24 protein-coding genes and 1 rRNA gene are annotated in these 21,335 nt (G+C 43.8%); 23 read left to right on the plus strand and 2 right to left on the minus strand.

Features of this window, described 5'->3' with window-relative positions:
* From rrf to rsmI, 11 genes are all read left to right on the plus strand, one after another.
* Nucleotides 1-79, plus strand: a 5S ribosomal RNA gene (gene rrf / locus M3593_RS24405); the annotation flags it as partial.
* Between the two features lie 569 nt (nt 80-648).
* Nucleotides 649-810, plus strand: a complete 162-nt coding sequence (locus M3593_RS22455; protein ID WP_395883838.1) for a sigma factor G inhibitor Gin — start codon at nt 649-651, stop codon at nt 808-810.
* Between the two features lie 83 nt (nt 811-893).
* Nucleotides 894-2,315, plus strand: a complete 1,422-nt coding sequence (locus M3593_RS22460; protein WP_251544914.1) for an aminotransferase class I/II-fold pyridoxal phosphate-dependent enzyme — start codon at nt 894-896, stop codon at nt 2,313-2,315.
* Entirely contained in the window at nt 2,316-2,948 is a 633-nt protein-coding gene (gene tmk / locus M3593_RS22465) for a dTMP kinase (RefSeq protein WP_144481328.1), read from the plus strand.
* Nucleotides 2,949-3,277: 329 nt separating this feature from the next.
* Complete coding sequence (locus tag M3593_RS22470; RefSeq protein WP_079504170.1) at nt 3,278-3,607, plus strand: cyclic-di-AMP receptor; 330 nt, start codon at nt 3,278-3,280, stop codon at nt 3,605-3,607.
* A 27-nt stretch (nt 3,608-3,634) separates the two neighbouring features.
* Nucleotides 3,635-4,075 carry a YaaR family protein gene (locus tag M3593_RS22475; RefSeq protein WP_251544913.1) on the plus strand — a complete coding sequence of 147 codons (441 nt, stop codon included), beginning with the start codon at nt 3,635-3,637 and terminating at the stop codon, nt 4,073-4,075.
* A 13-nt stretch (nt 4,076-4,088) separates the two neighbouring features.
* Nucleotides 4,089-5,096 carry a DNA polymerase III subunit delta' gene (holB, locus tag M3593_RS22480; RefSeq protein WP_251544912.1) on the plus strand — a complete coding sequence of 336 codons (1,008 nt, stop codon included), beginning with the start codon at nt 4,089-4,091 and terminating at the stop codon, nt 5,094-5,096.
* A complete protein-coding gene (locus M3593_RS22485) occupies nt 5,089-5,919 on the plus strand; it encodes a PSP1 domain-containing protein (protein WP_144481331.1) in 831 nt (276 codons plus the stop codon). The genes holB and M3593_RS22485 overlap by 8 nt, the downstream gene beginning before the upstream one ends.
* Nucleotides 5,920-5,932: 13 nt before the next feature.
* Nucleotides 5,933-6,304, plus strand: a complete 372-nt coding sequence (yabA, locus tag M3593_RS22490) for a DNA replication initiation control protein YabA (protein WP_144481332.1) — start codon at nt 5,933-5,935, stop codon at nt 6,302-6,304.
* 62 nt (nt 6,305-6,366) lie between these two features.
* On the plus strand, nt 6,367-7,110 hold the full coding sequence (locus M3593_RS22495; protein ID WP_144481333.1) for a tRNA1(Val) (adenine(37)-N6)-methyltransferase: 744 nt from the start codon (nt 6,367-6,369) through the stop codon (nt 7,108-7,110).
* Nucleotides 7,111-7,327: 217 nt separating this feature from the next.
* Nucleotides 7,328-8,209 (plus strand): 16S rRNA (cytidine(1402)-2'-O)-methyltransferase, encoded by an 882-nt coding sequence (gene rsmI, locus M3593_RS22500; RefSeq protein ID WP_251544911.1) that lies wholly within the window; start codon nt 7,328-7,330, stop codon nt 8,207-8,209.
* Between the two features lie 50 nt (nt 8,210-8,259).
* Here the strand turns inward: rsmI and M3593_RS22505 are convergent, their stop codons facing one another.
* Nucleotides 8,260-8,547, minus strand: a complete 288-nt coding sequence (locus tag M3593_RS22505; RefSeq protein WP_079504177.1) for a transition state genes transcriptional regulator AbrB — start codon at nt 8,545-8,547, stop codon at nt 8,260-8,262.
* 859 nt (nt 8,548-9,406) lie between these two features.
* Here M3593_RS22505 and metG point away from each other — a divergent pair.
* The 8 genes from metG to M3593_RS22545 all read left to right on the plus strand — a co-directional run bounded on the left by metG (nt 9,407) and on the right by M3593_RS22545 (nt 17,492).
* The gene (gene metG, locus M3593_RS22510) at nt 9,407-11,362 is read left to right on the plus strand and encodes a methionine--tRNA ligase (RefSeq protein WP_251544910.1); all 1,956 of its coding nucleotides are present in this window, start codon (nt 9,407-9,409) and stop codon (nt 11,360-11,362) included.
* Nucleotides 11,363-11,658: 296 nt separating this feature from the next.
* Nucleotides 11,659-12,426, plus strand: a complete 768-nt coding sequence (locus M3593_RS22515; protein ID WP_251544909.1) for a TatD family hydrolase — start codon at nt 11,659-11,661, stop codon at nt 12,424-12,426.
* A gap of 238 nt (nt 12,427-12,664) precedes the next feature.
* A complete protein-coding gene (locus tag M3593_RS22520; protein ID WP_251544918.1) occupies nt 12,665-13,849 on the plus strand; it encodes a resuscitation-promoting factor in 1,185 nt (394 codons plus the stop codon).
* Between the two features lie 230 nt (nt 13,850-14,079).
* Nucleotides 14,080-14,643 carry a ribonuclease M5 gene (gene rnmV, locus M3593_RS22525; protein ID WP_251544908.1) on the plus strand — a complete coding sequence of 188 codons (564 nt, stop codon included), beginning with the start codon at nt 14,080-14,082 and terminating at the stop codon, nt 14,641-14,643.
* Nucleotides 14,636-15,514, plus strand: a complete 879-nt coding sequence (rsmA, locus tag M3593_RS22530) for a 16S rRNA (adenine(1518)-N(6)/adenine(1519)-N(6))-dimethyltransferase RsmA (protein WP_251544907.1) — start codon at nt 14,636-14,638, stop codon at nt 15,512-15,514. Before rnmV ends, rsmA begins: the two co-directional genes overlap by 8 nt.
* 303 nt (nt 15,515-15,817) lie before the next feature.
* Entirely contained in the window at nt 15,818-16,696 is an 879-nt protein-coding gene (gene yabG, locus M3593_RS22535; protein ID WP_144481352.1) for a sporulation peptidase YabG, read from the plus strand.
* Nucleotides 16,697-16,891: 195 nt separating this feature from the next.
* Nucleotides 16,892-17,155, plus strand: coding sequence for a biofilm formation stimulator Veg (gene veg / locus M3593_RS22540; RefSeq protein WP_023613322.1), 264 nt, complete (start codon nt 16,892-16,894; stop codon nt 17,153-17,155).
* 157 nt (nt 17,156-17,312) lie between these two features.
* Nucleotides 17,313-17,492: a small, acid-soluble spore protein, alpha/beta type gene (locus tag M3593_RS22545; protein ID WP_144481339.1), complete on the plus strand. Its 180-nt coding sequence runs from the start codon at nt 17,313-17,315 to the stop codon at nt 17,490-17,492.
* Nucleotides 17,493-17,690: 198 nt separating this feature from the next.
* On the opposite strand, the gene M3593_RS22550 is transcribed toward M3593_RS22545, so the two are convergent.
* Nucleotides 17,691-17,918 (minus strand): hypothetical protein, encoded by a 228-nt coding sequence (locus M3593_RS22550; protein ID WP_144481340.1) that lies wholly within the window; start codon nt 17,916-17,918, stop codon nt 17,691-17,693.
* A gap of 111 nt (nt 17,919-18,029) precedes the next feature.
* Here M3593_RS22550 and ispE point away from each other — a divergent pair, with 111 nt between their 5' ends.
* The 4 genes from ispE (at nt 18,030) to spoVG (ending at nt 21,244) form a co-directional block, all read left to right on the plus strand.
* The gene (ispE, locus tag M3593_RS22555; protein WP_251544906.1) at nt 18,030-18,899 is read left to right on the plus strand and encodes a 4-(cytidine 5'-diphospho)-2-C-methyl-D-erythritol kinase; all 870 of its coding nucleotides are present in this window, start codon (nt 18,030-18,032) and stop codon (nt 18,897-18,899) included.
* A gap of 55 nt (nt 18,900-18,954) precedes the next feature.
* Entirely contained in the window at nt 18,955-19,779 is an 825-nt protein-coding gene (gene purR, locus M3593_RS22560) for a pur operon repressor (RefSeq protein WP_144481342.1), read from the plus strand.
* 33 nt (nt 19,780-19,812) lie between these two features.
* Nucleotides 19,813-20,187: a RidA family protein gene (locus tag M3593_RS22565; RefSeq protein ID WP_144481343.1), complete on the plus strand. Its 375-nt coding sequence runs from the start codon at nt 19,813-19,815 to the stop codon at nt 20,185-20,187.
* 766 nt (nt 20,188-20,953) lie between these two features.
* Nucleotides 20,954-21,244: a septation regulator SpoVG gene (gene spoVG, locus M3593_RS22570; protein ID WP_251665138.1), complete on the plus strand. Its 291-nt coding sequence runs from the start codon at nt 20,954-20,956 to the stop codon at nt 21,242-21,244.
* The last annotated feature ends 91 nt before the right edge of the window (nt 21,245-21,335 follow it).

Raw genomic sequence — 21,335 nt, forward strand, 5'->3', positions numbered from 1 at the left:
TACCGAACACGGAAGTTAAGCTTCTCAGCGCCGATGGTAGTTGGGGGTTTCCCCCTGTGAGAGTAGGACGCCGCCGGGCACACGAAAGAACAGCTGAATGGCTGTTCTTTTTTTGTGTTTTGATCAATTTTCATGAGCAGCAGAATTTTTCCGTTTAGCCAGGTTGGTTGATATCTTTGGCAAAGTGGTTGATATATCTCTGGATTTGGCCGATATATTTGTAAATCCGCCGATAAATTCGAAAATGTGGTCGATAAAATCAAAAAATCGCCAATAAAATTCAGAATGGATCCTCATAGACTATTCTTAGGCACTCTATTACATTAAAATCTTAACTTCTCATGAATATTTTTGAAGGAATATCTCAAAATGTTGGTCTAATATCATCAATCTAAGTCCTAACGCTTATATTTCGATAAAAACAAGTGCAATTCCCCCGTGAACGGCTTAATTAAATAATAAACCAACCTAAATTGTTATAAGACATACAAGGAAATCGAATGACAATCATAAAATATAAAACAATTAAACTTCCTGAAATATTATTCGGAAAATTGTATACAAAATTGGGCTCCTGGCAACAATAGGTGTACGGAGGTGGAGAATTTGGGTTCGCTTTTAGCTAAGAATCAAATCGGGGAGACGTGTGTGGTTTGCGAACAGACGAAAACAGCTGGCATACACCTGTATACTTCATTTATTTGCACAGACTGTGAGAGCATCATGATTAAGACAGATACGAGTGATCCTCAATATAAATATTACGTGGAGAAATTAAGGAAAGTAACTAAACCAGGTATTTACAGTTAAAAGTCCATTTCGGGCTTTTATTTTTTTTGCCATGAATCAGTGTTAGAATAGATAGGTGTGAAAATGACAATAAAGGTGAGAATATGGATCAATCGAAGACCCCCTTGTATTCCCGATTGGTGGGGCATGCTGAAGGGGAACCGCTGTCCTTCCATGTACCGGGCCATAAAAATGGGACTGTTATTTCCGAGAAGGGACAAAGCTTTTTTAAAGATATTCTAAAACTGGATGCCACTGAAATAACCGGACTGGATGATTTTCATACTCCCGAGGGAGTTATTTTAGAGGCTGAAGAGTTGCTCACGGACTTATATAAAACGGAAAAAAGCTTTTTTTTAGTAAATGGATCGACTATCGGGAACCTGGCGATGATTCTTGCCGCGGTTAATGAAGATGATGTTGTGCTGGTTCAGCGCAATTCGCATAAATCAATCATGAATGCACTCAGGCTCGCTAAAGCGAGGCCAGTTTTCATCAGTCCGGAGTATCATGAGGACTATGCTGTCGCTGCAGGACTGAGTTTGGAGGCTGTAGAATCGGCAATCCAGCAGTATCCCGGGGCAAAGGCACTCATTCTGACATACCCAAATTATTATGGATTAACGTATGATCTTAAAAGCATCATTGACTTGGCGCATCGTTATCGGATTCCTGTATTGGTGGATGAGGCACATGGCGTGCATTTTATCGCAGGGGACTATTTCCCGAAGTCAGCGGTTGAGCTTGGTGCTGATCTTGTTGTGCAATCGGCACATAAGACACTTCCGGCCATGACCATGGGGGCGTTCCTTCATTTTCAGACAGAACGGGTAGCGATGAGCAAGCTGGAGTTTTACCTGCAGGCGCTGCAATCAAGCAGTCCTTCCTATCCATTGATGGCATCGCTGGATTTGGCCCGGAGCTATCTGGGTACCTATAATCAGGCGGATCTGACTTATTTGAAAGCAGAATTGCAAAAATTCCGGGTAAGCCTCGAGCACCTGGAAACAATTCGGATTTTGTCAGGGGATGACCCGCTAAAGTTAACCATTCAATCCTGGTCAGGCTTCGAGCTGCAAACTAGACTTGAAGCAAAAGGGATTTTTACAGAATTGGCTGACCCACATAATGTCCTGCTCGTTCTGCCTTTACTTAAAAAGAATATGGCACATTACCTGCAGGAAGCTGCTGATAAGATTAAAGAGGTTGTCAGCAACATTCCAAGAAGAGTCAGTCACCCGGAATCGAAACTAACGGATAAAGGAATTTCCACACTGGCAGCAAGCTATAAAGAGATGGAGAATCAGCTATGTGAGCCTATACCACTGGAAGAGGCGGCTGGCAGGGTTTGTGCGGAACAGATCATTCCGTATCCGCCGGGGATTCCCATTTGCCTGCCAGGGGAATGCATCACTGAAGAAGACATTCAAATGATCTTATATTTAATAAGAAAAGAAGCGAAAATCCAGGGCGGAGAGTATTTGCATGCTGGTAAAATAAAAGTGTTTCAGAGTTGGAGGATATAGATGGACAAGGGTATATTCATTACAGTCGAAGGGCCGGATGGTTCGGGAAAAACGACCATCATTCAGATGCTGGCGGAGAAGCTTGAAAAGGAAGGATATGAGATTGTCGCGACACGTGAACCTGGTGGAATAGAGATTGCGGAACAAATCAGGCAAGTCATCCTCGATCCGAAAAACACCGCAATGGATCCGCGTACAGAAGCCCTTTTATATGCGGCAGCCAGAAGGCAGCATCTTGCCGAAAAGGTCAAGCCAGCGCTGGAAAGAGGGAAAATTGTTTTATGTGACCGATTTGTCGATAGTTCACTGGCGTATCAGGGCCATGCCCGAGGCTTGGGTATTGACGAGGTCTATTCAATCAACCAGTTTGCGATTGAAAGCATGATGCCCAAAATGACACTGTATTTTGATGTAGCACCAGAAGTGGGGCTTGAAAGGATCAATAAAAATAAGGGCCGTGAAGTGAATCGTCTCGATTTAGAAAAGCTGGAGTTCCACCAAAAGGTAAGGGAAGGCTATACGATGATTGCCGAGCGATTCCCGGAGAGGATTGTCACGATTGATGCTTCAAAGGAATTGGAAGAGGTTTACGTACAAGCTGAAGAGAAAATTAAAGAAATATTGAAAATGTAGATTCCATGAACAAGCCTGTCCTCTGTCAGGCTTGTTTTTTATCTGGTAAAGATAGAAGTAAATTTCCAGTCTGCGAATAAAGGGCTGCTTTTTGCAAATGAACACTGTTTACTAGCGAATAAAAAGTTTTTTTAGCGAACTATGTATTAAAATTTGCGAATAAAGAGTTGTCTTTAAGGAATGGGGGCAATTTAGGCACCCTCTTTTCTGGAAGCGAATGGAATTTTACGTTTATATCATGTGTTGTCCCAGGAATCCTGTTATAATAAGGATACAACTGTTACGGAAGCAAAATTTCATGCCAATAAAAAAATTCAGGGGGTAAACGAATGAAATTAATTTTAGCAGTGGTTCAAGACCAGGATAGCAACCGCCTTTCAAATGCGCTGGTCGACCATAATTTCCGTGCAACAAAGATGGCCAGTACAGGTGGATTCCTGAAATCAGGGAATACCACGTTTATCATAGGAACAGAAGACATCAGAGTGGATAAGGCATTGGAGGTCATCAGGGACAACTGTAAGTCTCGTGACCAGCTTGTGGCACCTGTCTCACCTATGGGAGGGAATGCAGATTCATATGTTCCATACCCTGTCGAGGTCGAAGTTGGCGGTGCGACTGTTTTCGTATTGCCTGTCGAGCAGTTTCATCAATTTTAACGGGAAATGCCCGGAGGTTAGCACCAAATGAAAATTAATCAGGATATGCGCCTTAACATAGATAAAGTGCGCCAGGACCAGAAACAGCAGCCTGGCAGCGGCATCAAATTCAATGCACTTGTGGAGAAACAGGAACATAAATTGCAAATCGGACAGCTCCAGCAATTAATGAAGGAAGTGGAATCTGCCGGCGAGCGGCTGGCACGGTCCAGGACTTTCAAGGACCTTGCCAAGTTCAAGACGCTGGTGAAGCAATTCGTTAAAGAAGCAGTCAATTTCGGAATGGAGCTCAAGCACTCGCATAGCTGGAACCAATTTGGCGAAGGCAGGTCTTTGAAGGTCGTGGAAACGATTGATGATAAGCTGGTCGAGTTGACGGATGAGCTGATGAAGAAAAAGGATGAACAGATTGATATCCTCGGCAAGATTGGGGAAGTCAAAGGCCTGTTGATCAATTTATATACGTAAGTGAGTGATCGCCTTGGCAAAGACATGGGACGAGCTGGAGAGACTCCAGCCCAATGTTTTGAAGATGATAAAAAACAGCATCCAGAAAAATCGGGTCGCCCATGCCTATTTATTTGAGGGAATGAGGGGCACCGGCAAAAAGGAGATAAGTATACTCCTTGCCAAGAGCATCAATTGCCAGGCGCCGGTGGATGGCTATAAACCTTGCGAAAACTGTTTGAACTGCAAAAGGATCAACCATGGGAACCATCCGGATATCCATCTTGTAGAGCCTGATGGCCTTTCGATCAAGAAAGGGCAGATTCAGCTGCTGCAGGAGGAGTTTTCGAAAACAGGGGTTGAGTCGAAGAACAAGCTTTACACGATTGTCCATGCTGACCGGATGACGACTAATGCGGCGAACAGTTTGCTGAAGTTCCTCGAGGAACCCCATGCAGGGACTGTTGCTGTGTTGATCACCGAGCAGGCACAGCAAATGCTTCCGACCATCTTATCCAGATGCCAGATGATCAATTTTACGCCATTATCTCCTAAAAATATGACAGAACAATTGATAGCAAACGGGGTCCACCCGCATACAGCCCCGCTGCTGGCACAGCTGACGAATAATTTGGAAGAAGCTTTAGAGATAAGTAGTAATGATTGGTTTGCACAAGCACAAAAAATAGTGTTAAAATTATATGAAGTGCTGAAGAAGAATTCGCTTGAAGCTATGGTCGCGCTTCAGGAGAACTGGTTCACGCACTTTAAAGAGAAAGAACAAATCGATCGTGGTTTGGATTTATTACTTCTTATATTTAAGGATTTACTATACATTCAGCTTGGCAAGAAGGACCAGGTTGTGTATCTAAACGAAAGCTCACGTTTAGAACAGTTTGCACTACAGACATCCGGACGGCGTCTTACCGAACAAATGGCAGCCATTCTGGAGGCGAAGAGGAAGCTGCATGCCAATATGAATCCCCAGCTGCTCATGGAAGAGCTGGTGTTAAAATTGCAGGAGGGATCTACACTTGTATGATGTAGTAGGTGTCCGCTTCAAGAAAGCGGGGAAGATTTATTATTTTGATCCCGGCGATCTCTCAATTCAAAAGGACGAATTCGTCATTGTCGAAACTGTAAGGGGCGTTGAGTACGGCAGAGTGGTCATTCCCCGAAAGCAAGTCGGCGAAAATGATGTGGTCCTGCCTCTGAAAAAGGTCGTCAGAATTGCAGATCAGAAGGATCGTCTCATTGTCGAGGAGAACAAAACAGCTGCAAAGGAAGCATACGATGTTTGCAGTGAAAAAGTGAACGAACATCAGCTTGATATGAAGCTTGTTGATGTTGAATATACATTTGACCGCAACAAAGTCATTTTTTACTTCACGGCTGACGGCCGAGTTGATTTCCGGGAATTGGTCAAGGATTTGGCATCCATCTTCCGGACAAGGATCGAGCTTCGCCAGATTGGTGTCAGGGATGAAGCAAAAATGCTTGGCGGTATAGGGCCATGCGGAAGGATGCTTTGCTGCTCTACGTACCTGGGAGACTTTGAACCTGTTTCAATCAAGATGGCCAAGGATCAAAACCTCTCGCTCAATCCAACAAAGATTTCCGGTCTTTGCGGCAGGCTGATGTGCTGTTTGAAATATGAGAACGACGAATATGAAACAGCGAAAGAGCAGCTGCCAGACATTGGTGAAACAATCTTGACGCCGGATGGACGAGGGAAAGTCGTCGGATTGAACATCCTGGAACGAGTCATGCAAGTTGATATCCCAGGACAGGAACGCGTTCTGGAATATACACTTGAGGAAATTCAGGAAGCAGGAGCTGTATCGTTGCAATCATCCACAGATTAATGAGGTGGAACAGGTGGATAAAAAAGATATCTTTGACTCAGTAAGTAATATGGAAGCGCAGATCGGTGATTTATACCGTCAGCTTGGTGAGTTAAAACAGCATTTGGCAGAGATTCTGGAAGAGAATAATGCACTAAAGCTGGAAAATGAGCATATAAGACGCCGTCTGGATCAAACCATTGGTAAAAAAGATCCAACCATTAAGAAAAGCGGCAAGGAAAACAGCAATCAGGCACAGGCTGATAAAAACGTAGTCGACATCGGTGAAGGCTATGACAATCTTGCCCGCCTGTACCAGGAAGGCTTCCACATCTGCAATCTGCATTTTGGCAGCCCGCGAAAAGAGGATTGCTTGTTCTGCCTGTCCTTTCTTAATAAAAAGTAATTGGCAGCCTTCCTTTATAGGGAAGGCTATTTTTATAAGTTCGTTTTGGAGGAACACAACAAATGGTAAACTTACGAGAAGATGAACGACTGGATTATTTGCTTGCGGAGGATTTGCGGATTATCCAGAGCCCGAATGTATTTTCTTTTTCCCTGGATGCTGTCCTGCTTGCGAGATTTGTATGGGTGCCGATCCAAAAAGGGAAGATCGTCGACCTATGCAGTGGCAATGGGGTGATTCCCTTGTTTTTAAGTGCGAGGACGAAAGGGACAATCACCGGAGTCGAAATCCAGGAACGATTGTACGATATGGCCATCCGCAGCATTGAATACAATCAATTAAATGACCGTCTCCATATGGTTCATGGGGACTTAAAGGATGCTCCAAAACAGCTTGGCTTTGAGAAGTACGATGTTGTAACCTGCAATCCGCCATATTTTCCGACCCCGTCCAAGGAAGAGATCAATGTGAATGAACACCTGGCGATTGCGCGCCATGAGATTCTTTGCACGCTCGAGGATGCGATTCGGTCGGCAAGCCAGCTGGTCAAACAGGGTGGGAAGGTTGCATTTGTCCACCGTCCGGGAAGGCTGATTGACATCATTGAGCTTATGCGGAAATACCGGCTTGAGCCCAAGCGGATCCAGTTTGTCTATCCAAAGGCAGGGAAGGAAGCGAATACGCTGCTGGTAGAAGCCATAAAGGATGGCAGCCCTGACCTTAAGATTCTTGAGCCGTTAACGGTCTATGATGAAAATAATGAATATACCCCAGTGATCAAAGAGATGTTATATGGAAGCAAATAAGTAAAGGCTCTTTTCTGGAACTTTGTTGCCATTTGCTGCAAAATTGCATTGAAGGACCTAGGTAACTTAGCTAAATGGACGATTTAGACGGGAAAAGAGCTTGCAAACTATTTACCGACCAGCAAAACGCCTTATAATACGTTAAAATCGGCTTTAGGATTTTAACAACATTCATTACGAAAACAGCCTAAGTAAAAGAGGAACGGGTGGTTTAAAAATGCAGCAGCAAAAAAGTTTTGAACGCGAGAATGAAAAAGGAATCCTGTATCTGGTGCCTACGCCAATCGGAAACCTGGAGGACATGACCTTCAGGGCGATCAGGATGATGAAGGAAGCGGATTTGATTGCCGCGGAAGATACAAGAAATACAAAAAAGCTGTGCAATTACTTTGAGATTGAAACGCCCGTTACCAGCTATCATGAACATAATAAGGAAAGCAGTGGGCATAAGTTGGTTGAGAAACTGAAGGACGGAGCCAAAATTGCGCTGGTCAGCGATGCGGGAATGCCGACTATATCAGACCCTGGTATGGAACTTGTGGCCGAGGCGATTGCCGAGGGGCTCACGGTCGTCCCGCTGCCAGGAGCAAACGCAGCCCTTACCGCATTGATTGCTTCAGGGATCCAGCCGCAGCCTTTCTATTATTACGGTTTCCTCCAGAGAGGCAAAAAGGATAAAAGAAAGGAACTCGAACAGCTGGCAAAACAGGCAGCCACCATAATCCTTTATGAATCACCACACAGATTGAAGGAGACACTGGCATTGATGCTGGATGGTCTGGGTGACCGCCGAATTGTTCTTTGCCGGGAATTAACGAAGAAATATGAAGAGTTCCTCAGAGGGACTGTTTCTGAAGCACTTGCATGGACTGAAACGGAAGAAGTGCGCGGTGAATTCGTACTGATTATTGAGGGGGCGTCTGTAGATACCCTTGAACTTGAAGAAAATCAATGGTGGGAAAAACTTAGCTTGACTGAACATGTGGAGCATTATATCTCAAAGGAAAATATGAATTCCAAAGATGCCATCAAGCAAACAGCAAAGGACCGGGGTCTGCAAAAACGGGAAGTTTACCAGGCTTACCATATAGAAGAATGAAAACGTAAAAAGGCCGTGGATGCTATCCACGGCCTTGATTATATTTTATATTAAGCTTTTACAGGTTCGAAGCTTCCCTGGATTTCTTTAAGAAGCTGTTCAGCACCTTCACGGCTAAGGATTAACTTGCCGCCAGCCAATGTGATGTTGTTGTCAGATACTTCACCAGTGATGTGGCAAGTCATGTTTGGCTTGTACTTCTTCAGGATGATGCGGTCATCGTCAACATAGATTTCCAAAGCATCCTTTTCTGCGATGCCAAGAGTCCTTCTTAATTCGATTGGAATAACCACGCGGCCAAGCTCATCAACTTTACGTACGATACCAGTAGATTTCATTTTTTATAATCTCCTCTCATTTTCCCATATATTTATTCGTCATTTTTCGACATTTTTCTCTTATTGGTTTTATAATACCAGTGATTCCAATTACCGTCAATTAAATTATTTTTCTTTTATTAGAAAAATTTTACACAGGGCTTGAAGCTTATCATACCAAGGTTTACTGATAAGTAGTATTAGAGGGGAGACACCTGGGAAGGGATTTTTACTAATGGATAAAAGGAGAAAATATTATTCGACGATAACATTAAGCGCATGTTTCGACAAAATTCTACAATCTATTCGACAAAAAAGTCACAAGTTTGTCATATTTGAAAAGCACCGTACATTATTTTCTAATCAGGTATATTCTATTAATGAAATTGGTTATGATTTTATTAAGTAAAAATTCACAGTAGTTCATCTCCTGCCAGAATCATAAGGCGGGATTTTTAATTTAATGATAGAAACAGAGCAAACTGCATTCTGCTAATGACAAAATACGTTAACATTATGAGGAGAATGTCCGTAGCAGTAATTTTTTTTACAAATTTCGAGTTTATTTATAATTTTGGTGCCTGCTCTCCTTTTAGCCACTACATATTCTTCGGTTGTAAGCGGCAAATTTACTTAAGCCGTTTCCGCATGGATTGTTGCTTTTGTGCATCAACCTTAGTTATAAAGCCTCAGGTGCTATTTTCATACAGGCTTCCAAACTGGAAATGCGGGAGTAATAATAAATCCAGAAGCTGTTGTATGTAAAAACAATGTAAATTACGAAAAAGGCCATTGTTAAAGTGTTATGAATCCCAACGCATTAACTGGTATAATAACTACTATTAGAATGAACTAGCAGTATTAGTTAAGGAGGATCTTCATGGAAGAGAAACTGAAAACCTTTTATCTTACGACACCGATTTATTATCCAAGCGGAAATCTTCATATCGGACATGCTTATACAACGGTAGCTGGCGATGCGATGGCCCGCTATAAAAGACTGCGCGGCTATGATGTCATGTATTTGACAGGCACGGATGAGCACGGTCAGAAGATTCAGCGGAATGCAGAGGCAAAGGGTGTTACCCCGCAGCAATATGTAGATGAAATTGTTGATGGGATCCAGGAACTCTGGGGCAAACTGGATATTTCTTATAACGACTTTATCCGTACGACCCAGGACCGTCATAAACAAATCGTTGAGAAAATCTTCGCTCAGCTTCTGGAGCAGGGGGATATATATCTTGACCAATATGAAGGCTGGTATTGCACACCGTGTGAATCCTTCTATACTGACAGACAGCTTGTGGATGGGAATTGCCCGGACTGCGGCCGACCTGTTGAAAAGGTAAAGGAAGAATCTTATTTCTTTAAGATGAGCAAGTACGCTGACAGGCTTCTGAAATACTATGAAGAGAATCCTGACTTCATCCAGCCGGAATCACGGAAAAATGAAATGATCAATAACTTCATCAAGCCAGGACTTGAAGACTTGGCCGTGTCCAGGACAACTTTTGACTGGGGTATCAAGGTTCCCGGGGATCCGAAGCACGTCATTTATGTGTGGATCGATGCGTTATCGAACTATATTACAGCTCTGGGCTATGGTACTGATGATGATTCCAAGTACTTGAACTACTGGCCGGCGGATGTCCACCTTGTCGGAAAGGAAATTGTCCGCTTCCACACCATTTATTGGCCAATTATGCTGATGGCTCTTGATCTTCCGCTTCCTAAAAAGGTTTTTGCCCACGGCTGGCTTTTGATGAAGGACGGAAAAATGTCGAAATCCAAAGGGAATGTAGTGGACCCTGTCACGCTGATTGACCGCTACGGCCTGGATGCTCTTCGTTACTACTTGCTTCGTGAGGTTCCATTCGGTTCTGATGGCGTATTTACGCCTGAAGGCTTTGTCGAAAGAATCAATTTCGATCTTGCCAATGACCTTGGAAACCTGCTGAACAGGACTGTTGCCATGATCAATAAGTATTTCGACGGTGAAATTCCTGCATACAATGGTTCTGAAGGAGAATTTGAAAAGCAGCTGCTTGAAGTGAACAAGGAGACTGTCTTGAAATACGAAGAGGCAATGGAGAAAATGGAGTTTTCCGTTGCGCTTACGACTGTTTGGCAGCTGATCAGCCGCTGCAATAAATTCATCGATGAGACACAGCCATGGGTGCTGGCGAAGGATGAAGAAAAGAAAGCGGCTCTGGCTGATGTCATGGTCCACCTGGCTGAATCTTTAAGAAGAGTGGCGATCCTGTTAAAGCCATTCCTGACAAGGACTCCGGATAAAATCTTCGCTCAGCTGAATGTTGCTTCCGAGGGACTACAGACATGGGAAAGCCTTGAAGAGTTCGGACAGATACCAGCAGGAACCAAGGTGGTCCAAGGTGAACCGATTTTCCCTCGTCTTGAACTGAAGGACGAAGTGGAGTTCATCAAGGAAAAAATGCAGGGATCTGCTCCTGCCGCGGCACCTGTGGAAGAAGAGAAGCCGGAATTGCAGGAAGAAATCACGATTGATGACTTCATGAAAGTTGAACTGCGTGTAGCACAAGTCATTCACGCAGAGCCTGTCAAAAAAGCTGATAAGCTGCTGAAGCTTCAATTGGATCTTGGCTATGAAAAACGCCAGGTCGTTTCGGGTATTGCAAAGTACTTCAAACCGGAAGACCTTGTGGGCAAAAAAGTGATTTGTGTGACCAACCTTAAGCCTGTTAAACTTCGCGGGGAGCTTTCCGAGGGAATGATCCTTGCAGGTGAAAAAGATGGCGTCATGTCACTGGCATCAGTTGATGATTCACTGGCTATCGGGGCGAAAATAAAATAAAACCATACGAACCTGAAAATGTTTCATGTGTAACATTTTCAGGTTTTTTGTGTTAAAAAGGCAATTTTTTAAATAGCGTGATTTATGATAGATAAGAGAGTCAGTTAGCAAGCATTCCCGACACTTGTCGGGTTTTTATGAAACCGAATCCAGAAATTTGACCTGGACATTGGAAAAAAGTTATGATATCGACACAACTTTATCACAATAATAAGAACATGGCAGCGGGTCTATTCTCCCTAACAGGGAGCTGGATTAGTATAAAGCTGCAGGCAATGCCAGTAAAGGAGTTAAATATGCTTTTTGATACACATGTACACTTAAACGCGGAACAATACAACGAAGATCTCCAGGATGTCATTGACCGGGCCCTTGCTGAAGGAGTTACCAACATGGTGGTTGTCGGGTTCGATGAAGTGACAATCAAAAAAGCGATTGAGCTCGCAGAAAGCTATGAATTTCTTTATGCAAGTGTAGGATGGCATCCAGTCGATGCGATCGATATGACGGAGGAGTATCTGGCTTGGCTGAAAGAACTGGCGAGCCACCCTAAAGTCGTCGCTCTCGGGGAAATGGGACTTGATTATCACTGGGACAAGTCACCGAAGGACATCCAGAAAGAGGTCTTCCGCAAACAAATCAGGCTTGCAAAAGAAGTGAATCTTCCTATCATCATACATAATCGTGACGCAACAGCAGACATAGTGGAAATTTTAAAGGAAGAGAATGCCGGGGAAGTTGGCGGGATCATGCACTGTTTCAGCGGCAGCGTGGAAACAGCACTTGAATGCGTTGATATGAACTTCTATATATCACTTGGCGGACCGGTTACGTTTAAAAATGCAAAGAAACCGAAGGAAGTGGCAGAGGCGATTCCAATGGACCGTCTTTTGGTCGAAACAGATTGCCCTTACCTGACTCCGCATCCATATCGCGGAAAACGAAATGAACCAGCCTATGTAAAATTGGTAGCACAGCAAATTGCGGAATTGAAAGGGCTAACTCTCGAAGAAGTTGCAGGCGAAACAGCCAAAAATGCAAAAAAATTATTCGGCATAAAGTGATAGGGAATGTTGTCGATTTATCAGCAAGGTTGTCCAAAACTTTTCTGATTCTAAAAAGTTCTACATGTCTCACTTGCGACATAGGATAACCGTGTCGATAACTCTTGCTTTTCTTTTTATGGTGCATCTTGCATAATAGGGACTACGTTTGGGCAAGGGTGTCTGGGTTGACAAGTCGGCAACAATATCTTTATAATCACTCCGAGAAGAGGAGGCGTTTTTCATCGTGATTAATAGCATGAAAAACCTGTTTTCCAAGACTTTGAGTAAGAAGAAACTGGTGCTTTTTTCTGCTAGTTTCCTAGTTTTTGCCGCTGCTCTTGGGATCTTCATGTATGAAGGGACCAAAAAGACAGTCGCATTGACATTGGATGGCGAAGAAAGAGTCATTAAAACACACGCAAATACTATCCAGGATATATTTAATGATCTCGATATCTCATTGCGCTCAGAGGATTATTTATCGCTGGCGGCACACACCAAGGTGAAGAATAACCTATCAATCGTGTGGAAACCGGCCAAACAGGTAGAAGTAATACAGGACCAGGAGACCAAGAAGTATTGGACAGCAGCCGATACGGTCGAAGATTTCCTGAAAGAACAGAATATCGTTATAAATGAACACGACAAGTTAAGCCCAAACCCAGACGCTAAGTTAAAGCAAGATGTGAAGATTGCCATTCAAAGAGCTTTCCCGCTTAAACTCGTAGTAGGCGGAAAAGAGCAAGATGTATGGTCGACTTCGACTACGGTCGCTGACTTTTTATCACAGCAAGGAATCACACTGAACGATATGGACCGTGTTGAGCCTGCGTTAAAGCAGACAGTCACAAAAGATGCCGTGATTAATGTCACTCGAGTTGAAAAAGTCACCGATGTAGTTGAAGAACCAATTAGCTATGCTGTCGTCACGCAAAAGGACAGCAAACTGGAAAAAGGGAAACAAGAAGTTGTGACAGAAGGCCAGGAAGGTTTGCTTTCCAAGGAATATGAAGTCGTCCTTGAAAACGGCAAGGAAGTATCAAGAAAACTGGTCAGAGAAAAGACATTAAAAGAGAAAAAGGATAAAGTCGTGGCAATGGGAACGAAGGTCATCGTTGCTCAAGTTTCACGTGGCTCAAGTGAACCGGCAGGGAAGGAATTCTATGTTTCCTCCACAGCTTATACTGCTAACTGTAACGGTTGCTCCGGCTACACTGCTACAGGGATTAACCTGAGGGCGAATCCAAATGTCAGAGTCATTGCAGTAGATCCAAGCGTCATTCCATTAGGAACCAAAGTATATGTTGAAGGCTATGGCTATGCCATCGCTGCCGACAAGGGCTCAGCGATTAGAGGTAACAAGATCGATGTTTTCTTCGCATCAAAATCAGATGCCTACCGCTGGGGACGTAAGACAGTCAAAATCAAAATCCTAAATTAATTAACGGATGCAGGGGAACCTTCCTCTGCATTTTTGTTTTTTCAAACAGTCTTTAAGGTATAATAAGAAAAGCATATCACCTAAAAAACTTTACACTTATATAGACGATTATATTTCAAAAATGTTTCATTTATTTCATAGGAAATTTTTTCTTTTTAAAAAAAGTGTAATTAAAAAGTCTACTGCTGGCTGAATGAAGCAGCGTAAGCAATATAGGTATCGGAGGAAACATGAGATTAAAAGAAATCATTGTAGTCGAGGGCAAGGATGATACAACGGCGATCAGGCGTGCCATCGACGCGGACACTATTGAAACGAATGGTTCTGCCGTAAACGCAGAAACAATTGAAAAGATCCGGAATGCCCATGAAAAAAGAGGAGTCATTATTTTTACCGACCCGGATTTCCCTGGTGAAAAAATTCGCAAGACCATTTCAGAACAGGTTTCTGGCTGCAAGCATGCATTCATTCCAAAGGAATTGGCCAAGCCCAAGTCTGGAAGAGGCCTGGGCGTTGAGCATGCCGCTCCCGAAGTGATCCGTGAAGCACTCAAGGATGCACAGATCATGGACGCAGAGGCAGTCGAGGAAATCACCCAGGAGGATTTGCTTGTTGCCGGGCTGATTGGCGGCCCTGGTTCCAAGGAGAGGCGGGAAAAGCTTGGAAGGCTGCTGAAGATCGGATATACAAACGGCAAGCAGCTCCACAAGCGCCTGATGATGTTTCAGGTGAAAAGACAGGATTTCGCAGATGCTCTGGCTGAGATCCTCAAGGAGGAACAACAAAATGCATAAAGATATTGCAACCCCTGTGAGAACGAAAGAAATATTGGATAAGTACGGCTTTTCTTTTAAAAAGAGCCTGGGACAGAACTTTCTGATCGATACCAATATCCTCAACCGGATTGTTGATCATGCAGAATTAACGGACGGAAGCGGCGCGATTGAAATTGGCCCTGGAATTGGCGCATTGACCGAACAGCTGGCGAAAAGAGCAGAAAAGGTTGTCGCTTTTGAGATTGACCAGCGCCTCCTCCCGATTTTGGAGGACACCCTTTCGCCATATCCCAATGTGAAAATCATCCATAGTGATGTCCTGAAAGCAGATGTCCATGCAGTCATGGAACAAGAATTTGCCCAATTTAAAGATGTGATGGTCGTTGCCAACCTGCCTTATTATGTGACGACACCGATCCTTATGAAGCTGCTCGAGGAAAGACTGCCGATCAGGGGAATCGTCTGCATGCTTCAAAAAGAAGTGGGAGACAGGATTTCAGCCAAGCCGGGGACAAAGGAATACGGTTCCCTTTCGATTGCTGTCCAGTATTACACGAAGGCAGAGACCGTGATGATTGTTCCGAAAACAGTATTCATGCCGCAGCCAAATGTCGACTCTGCGGTCATCCGGCTGACATTGCATGATGAGCCGCCTGTAAAAGTGACGGATGAAGCTTTCTTTTTCCATGTCACCAGGTCAAGTTTTGCCCAAAGACGAAAGACCATCCTGAATAACCTGACCAGCCAGCTCCCAGATGGAAAGCTGAAGAAAGAAAGTATACAAGCAGCGCTTCAACAGGCAGGAGTGGAAGAATCGCGCCGGGGGGAAACTCTAACGATTGAAGAATTCGCACAATTGAGTAATGCACTGTATCCATATTTTCATTAAAGCTTAGGATTGTGTTCGAAAAGCAGTACGTAATACAGCTGTCAAAGGTCTGGAGACTCCAGGCCTTTTTTGCTGTTTCGGAATAAAATAAGAAGTTAAGGAATATATTTTGTTTTTTCAGGAATAAAACGCTGCGAGTCAGGAATATATCCAGAATCTAAGGAATATATCAGCAGAACTCAGGAATATGCTTCCTGGATGATACTCCGGAGCCTAAAAAGCACATGTCTATAGGTGTTTGCATATTTTATGAAAGAAAACCACTTAGCGCAGCCTGTGTGCGGGGCAATTGGAGTGAGGATGATGAATATTAACCTCATGGATATCGTCGGCAGGGTTTCGCATCAATGCGATATTATGTTCCGGGTAATCGATATCAGAGAGAATAATGGGAAAAAAATTGCGATATTATATGGTGAGGATTTCCGATTGATTGCGGATGCGCCCTATGAAGACCTGATCAAAATCGATCCGGGGATGCGCATGAGGCTGACAGAGGAATTCCGGTCACTTGAAGAACAATCATATAAGCTATTCCGGCAGGATGTTGATTTATTGCAGCAAAAACAGGAATATGAGTCGACCGAGGGTTACAGCAAATCATATAACTATTTTCAGATGCCTGGAAAGGTTCTCCATATTGATGGAGATCCAATTTATTTAAAAAAGTGCCTGACCTTATACGAAAAGGTTGGGGTTCCGGTTTATGGGTTTCATTGCAATGAAAAAGAAATGCCCGATAAGGTCGGGATGCTGATTGATTATTATCGGCCGGATATACTGGTCATCACCGGACATGATGCCTATTCAAAGTCGAAAGGCTCTATGGATGATATCAATGCCTACCGCCATTCCAAGCATTTTGTCCAGACGGTGAGGGAGGCACGAAAGAGAATTCCCCATCTTGACCAGCTCGTCATCTTTGCGGGTGCATGCCAGTCTCATTTCGAGTCGCTGATCCATGCAGGAGCCAATTTTGCCAGTTCGCCATCAAGAGTCAATATCCACGCGCTTGATCCAGTCTATATCGTCGCAAAAATCAGCTTTACCCCTTTCATGGAACGGATTAATGTATGGGATGTGCTGAGAAATACCCTGACGGGGGATAAAGGATTAGGCGGCATTGAAACAAAGGGAGTATTAAGGACCGGAATGCCATATAAGAAGAATTCGTCGGACTGATTTATATACGTCCGGCGTTTTTATTTCTTCATACATAATTTTCCGCAATACCGGCCACCCTAAAAATGTAGAAATTTAGAAGAAAAAGAAGACGAAAATATATTGACTTTTAAATTTAAGTACTGTTATAATTTATGTTTTTGTTTGACTAAAGTGTGTAAGCGTGTTATACTTTTATGTAGTGAGGTGGACCGAATGCCAAAAACATTATCGGATATCAAAAAAGCACTTGATTCAAACTTGGGAAAAAGACTTATGCTAAAGGCCAACGGCGGACGCAGAAAGACGATCGAACGTTCAGGCGTATTAGCGGAAACTTATCCTTCAGTTTTCGTCATTGAGCTTGACCAGGATGAAAATGCTTTTGAACGTGTTTCGTACAGCTACGCAGATGTATTAACTGAAACGGTTGAAATTACCTTCTTTGAAGATACAACAGGATCAATTGCTTTGAGCTAATCTATGCTCAAATGCAGTACAGGCAGTGAACTCTCGGGTTAGCTGCTTTTTATTTTGCCCATTTTTTTAAGAGGCAAAGGATAAATAAGGTGCACATGAAAATCTCCTTTACCCAGAATACTAAAAATACTGTGATGGTGAAAAGGAGATGGTAGTATTGGGCAGAAGAAGAGGAATTATGTCTGACAGGCTGAAGGAAGAGCTTGCGAAGGAGCTCGGCTTTTATGATGTCGTCCAAAATGAAGGATGGGGCGGAATCAGGGCCAGGGACGCGGGCAACATGGTAAAGCGGGCGATTGAGCTTGCTGAACAGCAGCTTGCGAACCAGAACCGCTGATTGTGATCGACATTCTTTGTAAACTGCCGTAAAACTGTTCCTGACAGTGACCAATATAATTCAGACCATCACGGTGCCGGGGCTATTGCTCCGGCTTTTTTGCGTTAGATTCCTGGAATCCTAATTCTTTGTGAAATGACTGTATTCGCCAATGAGCAAATGATAAAATAGAGGAATGTTTCTATAGAGGAGTCTTACTTATTTTACTTTCAGAGTGTATTGTTTAAATTCGATCATTGTCCAGCTCCAGCGCCTAACTCCTCGAGTCGCTTGTCTAGTGTTGCCTCCTAGAAACTCCGAAACTTCAACTCCGCCGGCAGAAGCAAAGAGCGCTTCTTTGTCGGAGTCTCCAGTTTCTGCGTTTCTGGGCAGTCGGCTATACTTTTCGATTTCGGTTCTGGCAATGAAGTCAAAAAGCGACTTCACTGCCAGGCCCTCCAGCGCTTGTCGAAGTTGACCAAGGCGCTTGCGCTTTTCTATTCTTTTTGTGGTAAAATAGGACAAAATGTGGAATTCGTGTAAAAGTAGGTGGAAGTAGTGAAGATTTTAGTGAAGGCGCCAGCAAAGATCAATTTATCACTTGATGTTTTGCATAAACGTCCGGACGGTTACCATGAGGTAGAAATGGTGATGACGACGATTGATCTGGCTGACCGCATTGAACTTAGTTTATTAGAAGAAGACAGGATCATGATCCATTCTCATAATCGATTTGTTCCGGATGATCAGAGGAACCTTGCTTACCAGGCGGCCATACTGTTAAAAGAGAGGTTCCAGGTGAAAAAAGGTGTAATGATCGGGATTGAAAAAACTATCCCAGTAGCAGCTGGTCTTGCTGGCGGCAGCAGTGATGCAGCGGCGACATTAAGGGGATTGAACAAGCTGTGGAATCTTGGTTTATCATTGGACGAGCTGGCGGTGCTTGGCGCAGAAATTGGTTCGGATGTTTCCTTCTGTGTGTACGGAGGAACAGCACTTGCCACAGGGCGAGGGGAAATCATTGAAGAGCTGCCTGCGCCGCCAACATGCTGGGTCGTTTTGGCGAAGCCTTTTATTGGTGTATCAACAGCAGAGGTATATCGCCGTCTTAATGTAGAAAAAATTCAGCACCCGCCTACTAAAGAAATGATCTCTGCGATTGAAGAGGGTAATTTTAAAGGGGTCTGCAACAGTGTCGGCAATGTACTGGAGGATGTGACGCTATCCCTATATCCTGAGGTCGCCCAAATAAAGGATCAGATGAAGCGTTTCGGTGCAGATGCCGTGTTGATGAGCGGAAGCGGCCCCACCGTTTTCAGCCTGGTGGCCCACGATTCGCGCATGCATCGCATTTATAACGGACTACGCGGTTTTTGCGATCAGGTATTTGCGGTAAGGATGCTGGGTGAACGCCATACCCTTGATTAAATCCGTATAATGGTGTTATATTAACCTTAAATATTCGGATTTTGGAGGTTCTGGAATGAAATTTCGACGCAGCGAGCGTTTGATCGATATGACGACCTATTTACTGGAACATCCCCGTCAATTGGTGCCGTTAACCTATTTTGCGGAGAAGTATGGTTCAGCTAAGTCATCGATCAGCGAAGATCTCGGAATCATCAAAGAAACATTTGAACAAAGAGGAATTGGAGTCCTCCAGACTGTGCCGGGAGCCGCCGGAGGAGTGAAATTCCACGTTCATGTAAGTGATGAAAAGGCAAGGGCAGTCATTGATGAACTATGCAAGATCATGGCTACTCCTGATAGACTGCTTCCTGGTGGTTATCTCTTCATGAATGACATCCTTGGCAACCCTGCGATCGTCCAGGAGGTTGGACGCCTGCTGGCATCCGCTTATGCCGAAAAAGACATTGAAGTGGTTATGACTGTGGCGACGAAGGGAATCCCGATTGCTTATGCAGTCGCAAGCCATCTTAATGTCCCGGTTGTGATTGTCAGAAGGGACAGCAAGGTGACAGAAGGGTCTACGGTCAGTATCAATTATGTCTCCGGTTCATCTAAAAGGATCCAGACAATGGTGTTATCGAAGCGGAGCCTTGCAGAGGGTTCCAAGGTTTTAATTGTGGATGACTTCATGAAAGCAGGCGGCACAGTCAACGGCATGATCAACCTGCTGGAGGAGTTTAATGCAAAATTGGCGGGAATCGCAGTATTGGTGGAATCGGAAAACATCGAAGAGCGACTTGTTGATGAATATCTTTCACTCGTCCGTCTTTCCGACGTTGATGTTAAAGAAAGAAAAATTACCGTTAGTGAAGGAAATTACTTTGCCCGTAAAGAATAGTTGTTCAGACGAAAAAAATAATGGGGTGACAATATGAATATTGTACAAACTTCCAATGCACCAGCAGCAATCGGACCCTACTCTCAGGGAGTAGTAGTGAACAATCTTTTCTACAGTTCAGGCCAGATTCCATTGACTCCTGAGGGGATGATGGTAGAAGGCGACATCCAGGCCCAGACACATCAGGTCTTCAAAAACCTAAAAGCTGTGCTGGAAGCTGCAGGAGCATCGCTTGAAACAGTCGTAAAGGCAACTGTGTTCATCAAGAATATGGATGAATTCGCTCAATTGAATGAAGTCTATGCTGAGTATTTCAATGAACATAAACCGGCACGCTCCACAGTCGAAGTGGCAAGATTGCCAAAAGACGCTCTGGTGGAAATCGAAGTAGTAGCGCTCGTTAAATAACGGGCGTTTTTTTTATGCCTGAAAAAGGTGAAGAGCCAACATGTGCCCGTGAAGAGGAAAAAAGCGGTTTGACGGTCACGAGAAAGGCAAACATGTGCCCATGAAGAGAGAAAAAGTGTTTTGACGGTCACAAGAAAGGTTAACATGTGCCCGTGAAATGGGGAAAGGCGGTTTGACGGTCATGAGAAAGGTAAACATGTGCCCGTGAAGAGGGGAAAAGTGTTTTGACGGTCACAAGAAAGGCAAACATGTGCCCGTGAAGAGTGGAAAAGTGTTTTGACGGTCACAAGAAAGGCCAACATGTGCCCATAAAGAGTGGAAAAGTGTTTTGACGGTTACAAGAAGAGCCAACATGTGCCCGTGAAGCGAGAAAAAGCGTTTTGACGGTCACAAGAAAGGCAAACATATACCCATCAAGTTCAAAATCGGCCCGACGGTCACAAGAAGCCCAAATATCTCCCGGCAAGAAGGAAAAAAGCCGATGACGGTCATATGGTTCAATTATTATAAGCCAATAAATTAATACAAAAAAACTCTTTTCTGGATAGAAAATAAGCACGTAATCATATAGAGTTTTTTATCGGAGTCAATAGCCGAAAAAGCCTATTTTACAGGGTGGTAATGAATTGTAAAGGCTTTCCCTATGAAAAAGTTCACAAAATTGACCTATTTTTTCAAAAAAATTTTCTTGTAAAAGAAGGAGTTTTGATTTCAACGTGGAATTATTTAACTAGAATTTTATCTATTTGTAAAGGTGGTGAACAGAATGGAAGTAACTGACGTAAGATTACGCCGCGTTAATACAGATGGACGGATGAGAGCGATCGCTTCCATCACGCTTGACAACGAGTTTGTTGTCCATGATATCAGGGTGATTGATGGAAACAACGGCCTATTTGTTGCAATGCCAAGTAAGCGCACTCCTGATGGCGAGTTCCGTGATATCGCGCATTCGATCAACTCGGGTACACGCGGAAAGATTCAGGACGCTGTTTTGGCAGAGTACCACCGTTTGGGTGAATTGGAAGTTGAATTCGAAGAAGCTGGCGCTTCCTAGAACATAAAAGTGCATAACATCAAGAGCCTGCTGCATAAGTTAGGCTCTTTTTTATTTCCCCGGTTTATCCGCAAGCTAAACCTATTCTCAT

The organism is Mesobacillus sp. MER 48 (genome assembly GCF_023714225.1).
GTDB lineage: Bacteria > Bacillota > Bacilli > Bacillales > Cytobacillaceae > Mesobacillus > Mesobacillus oceanisediminis_A.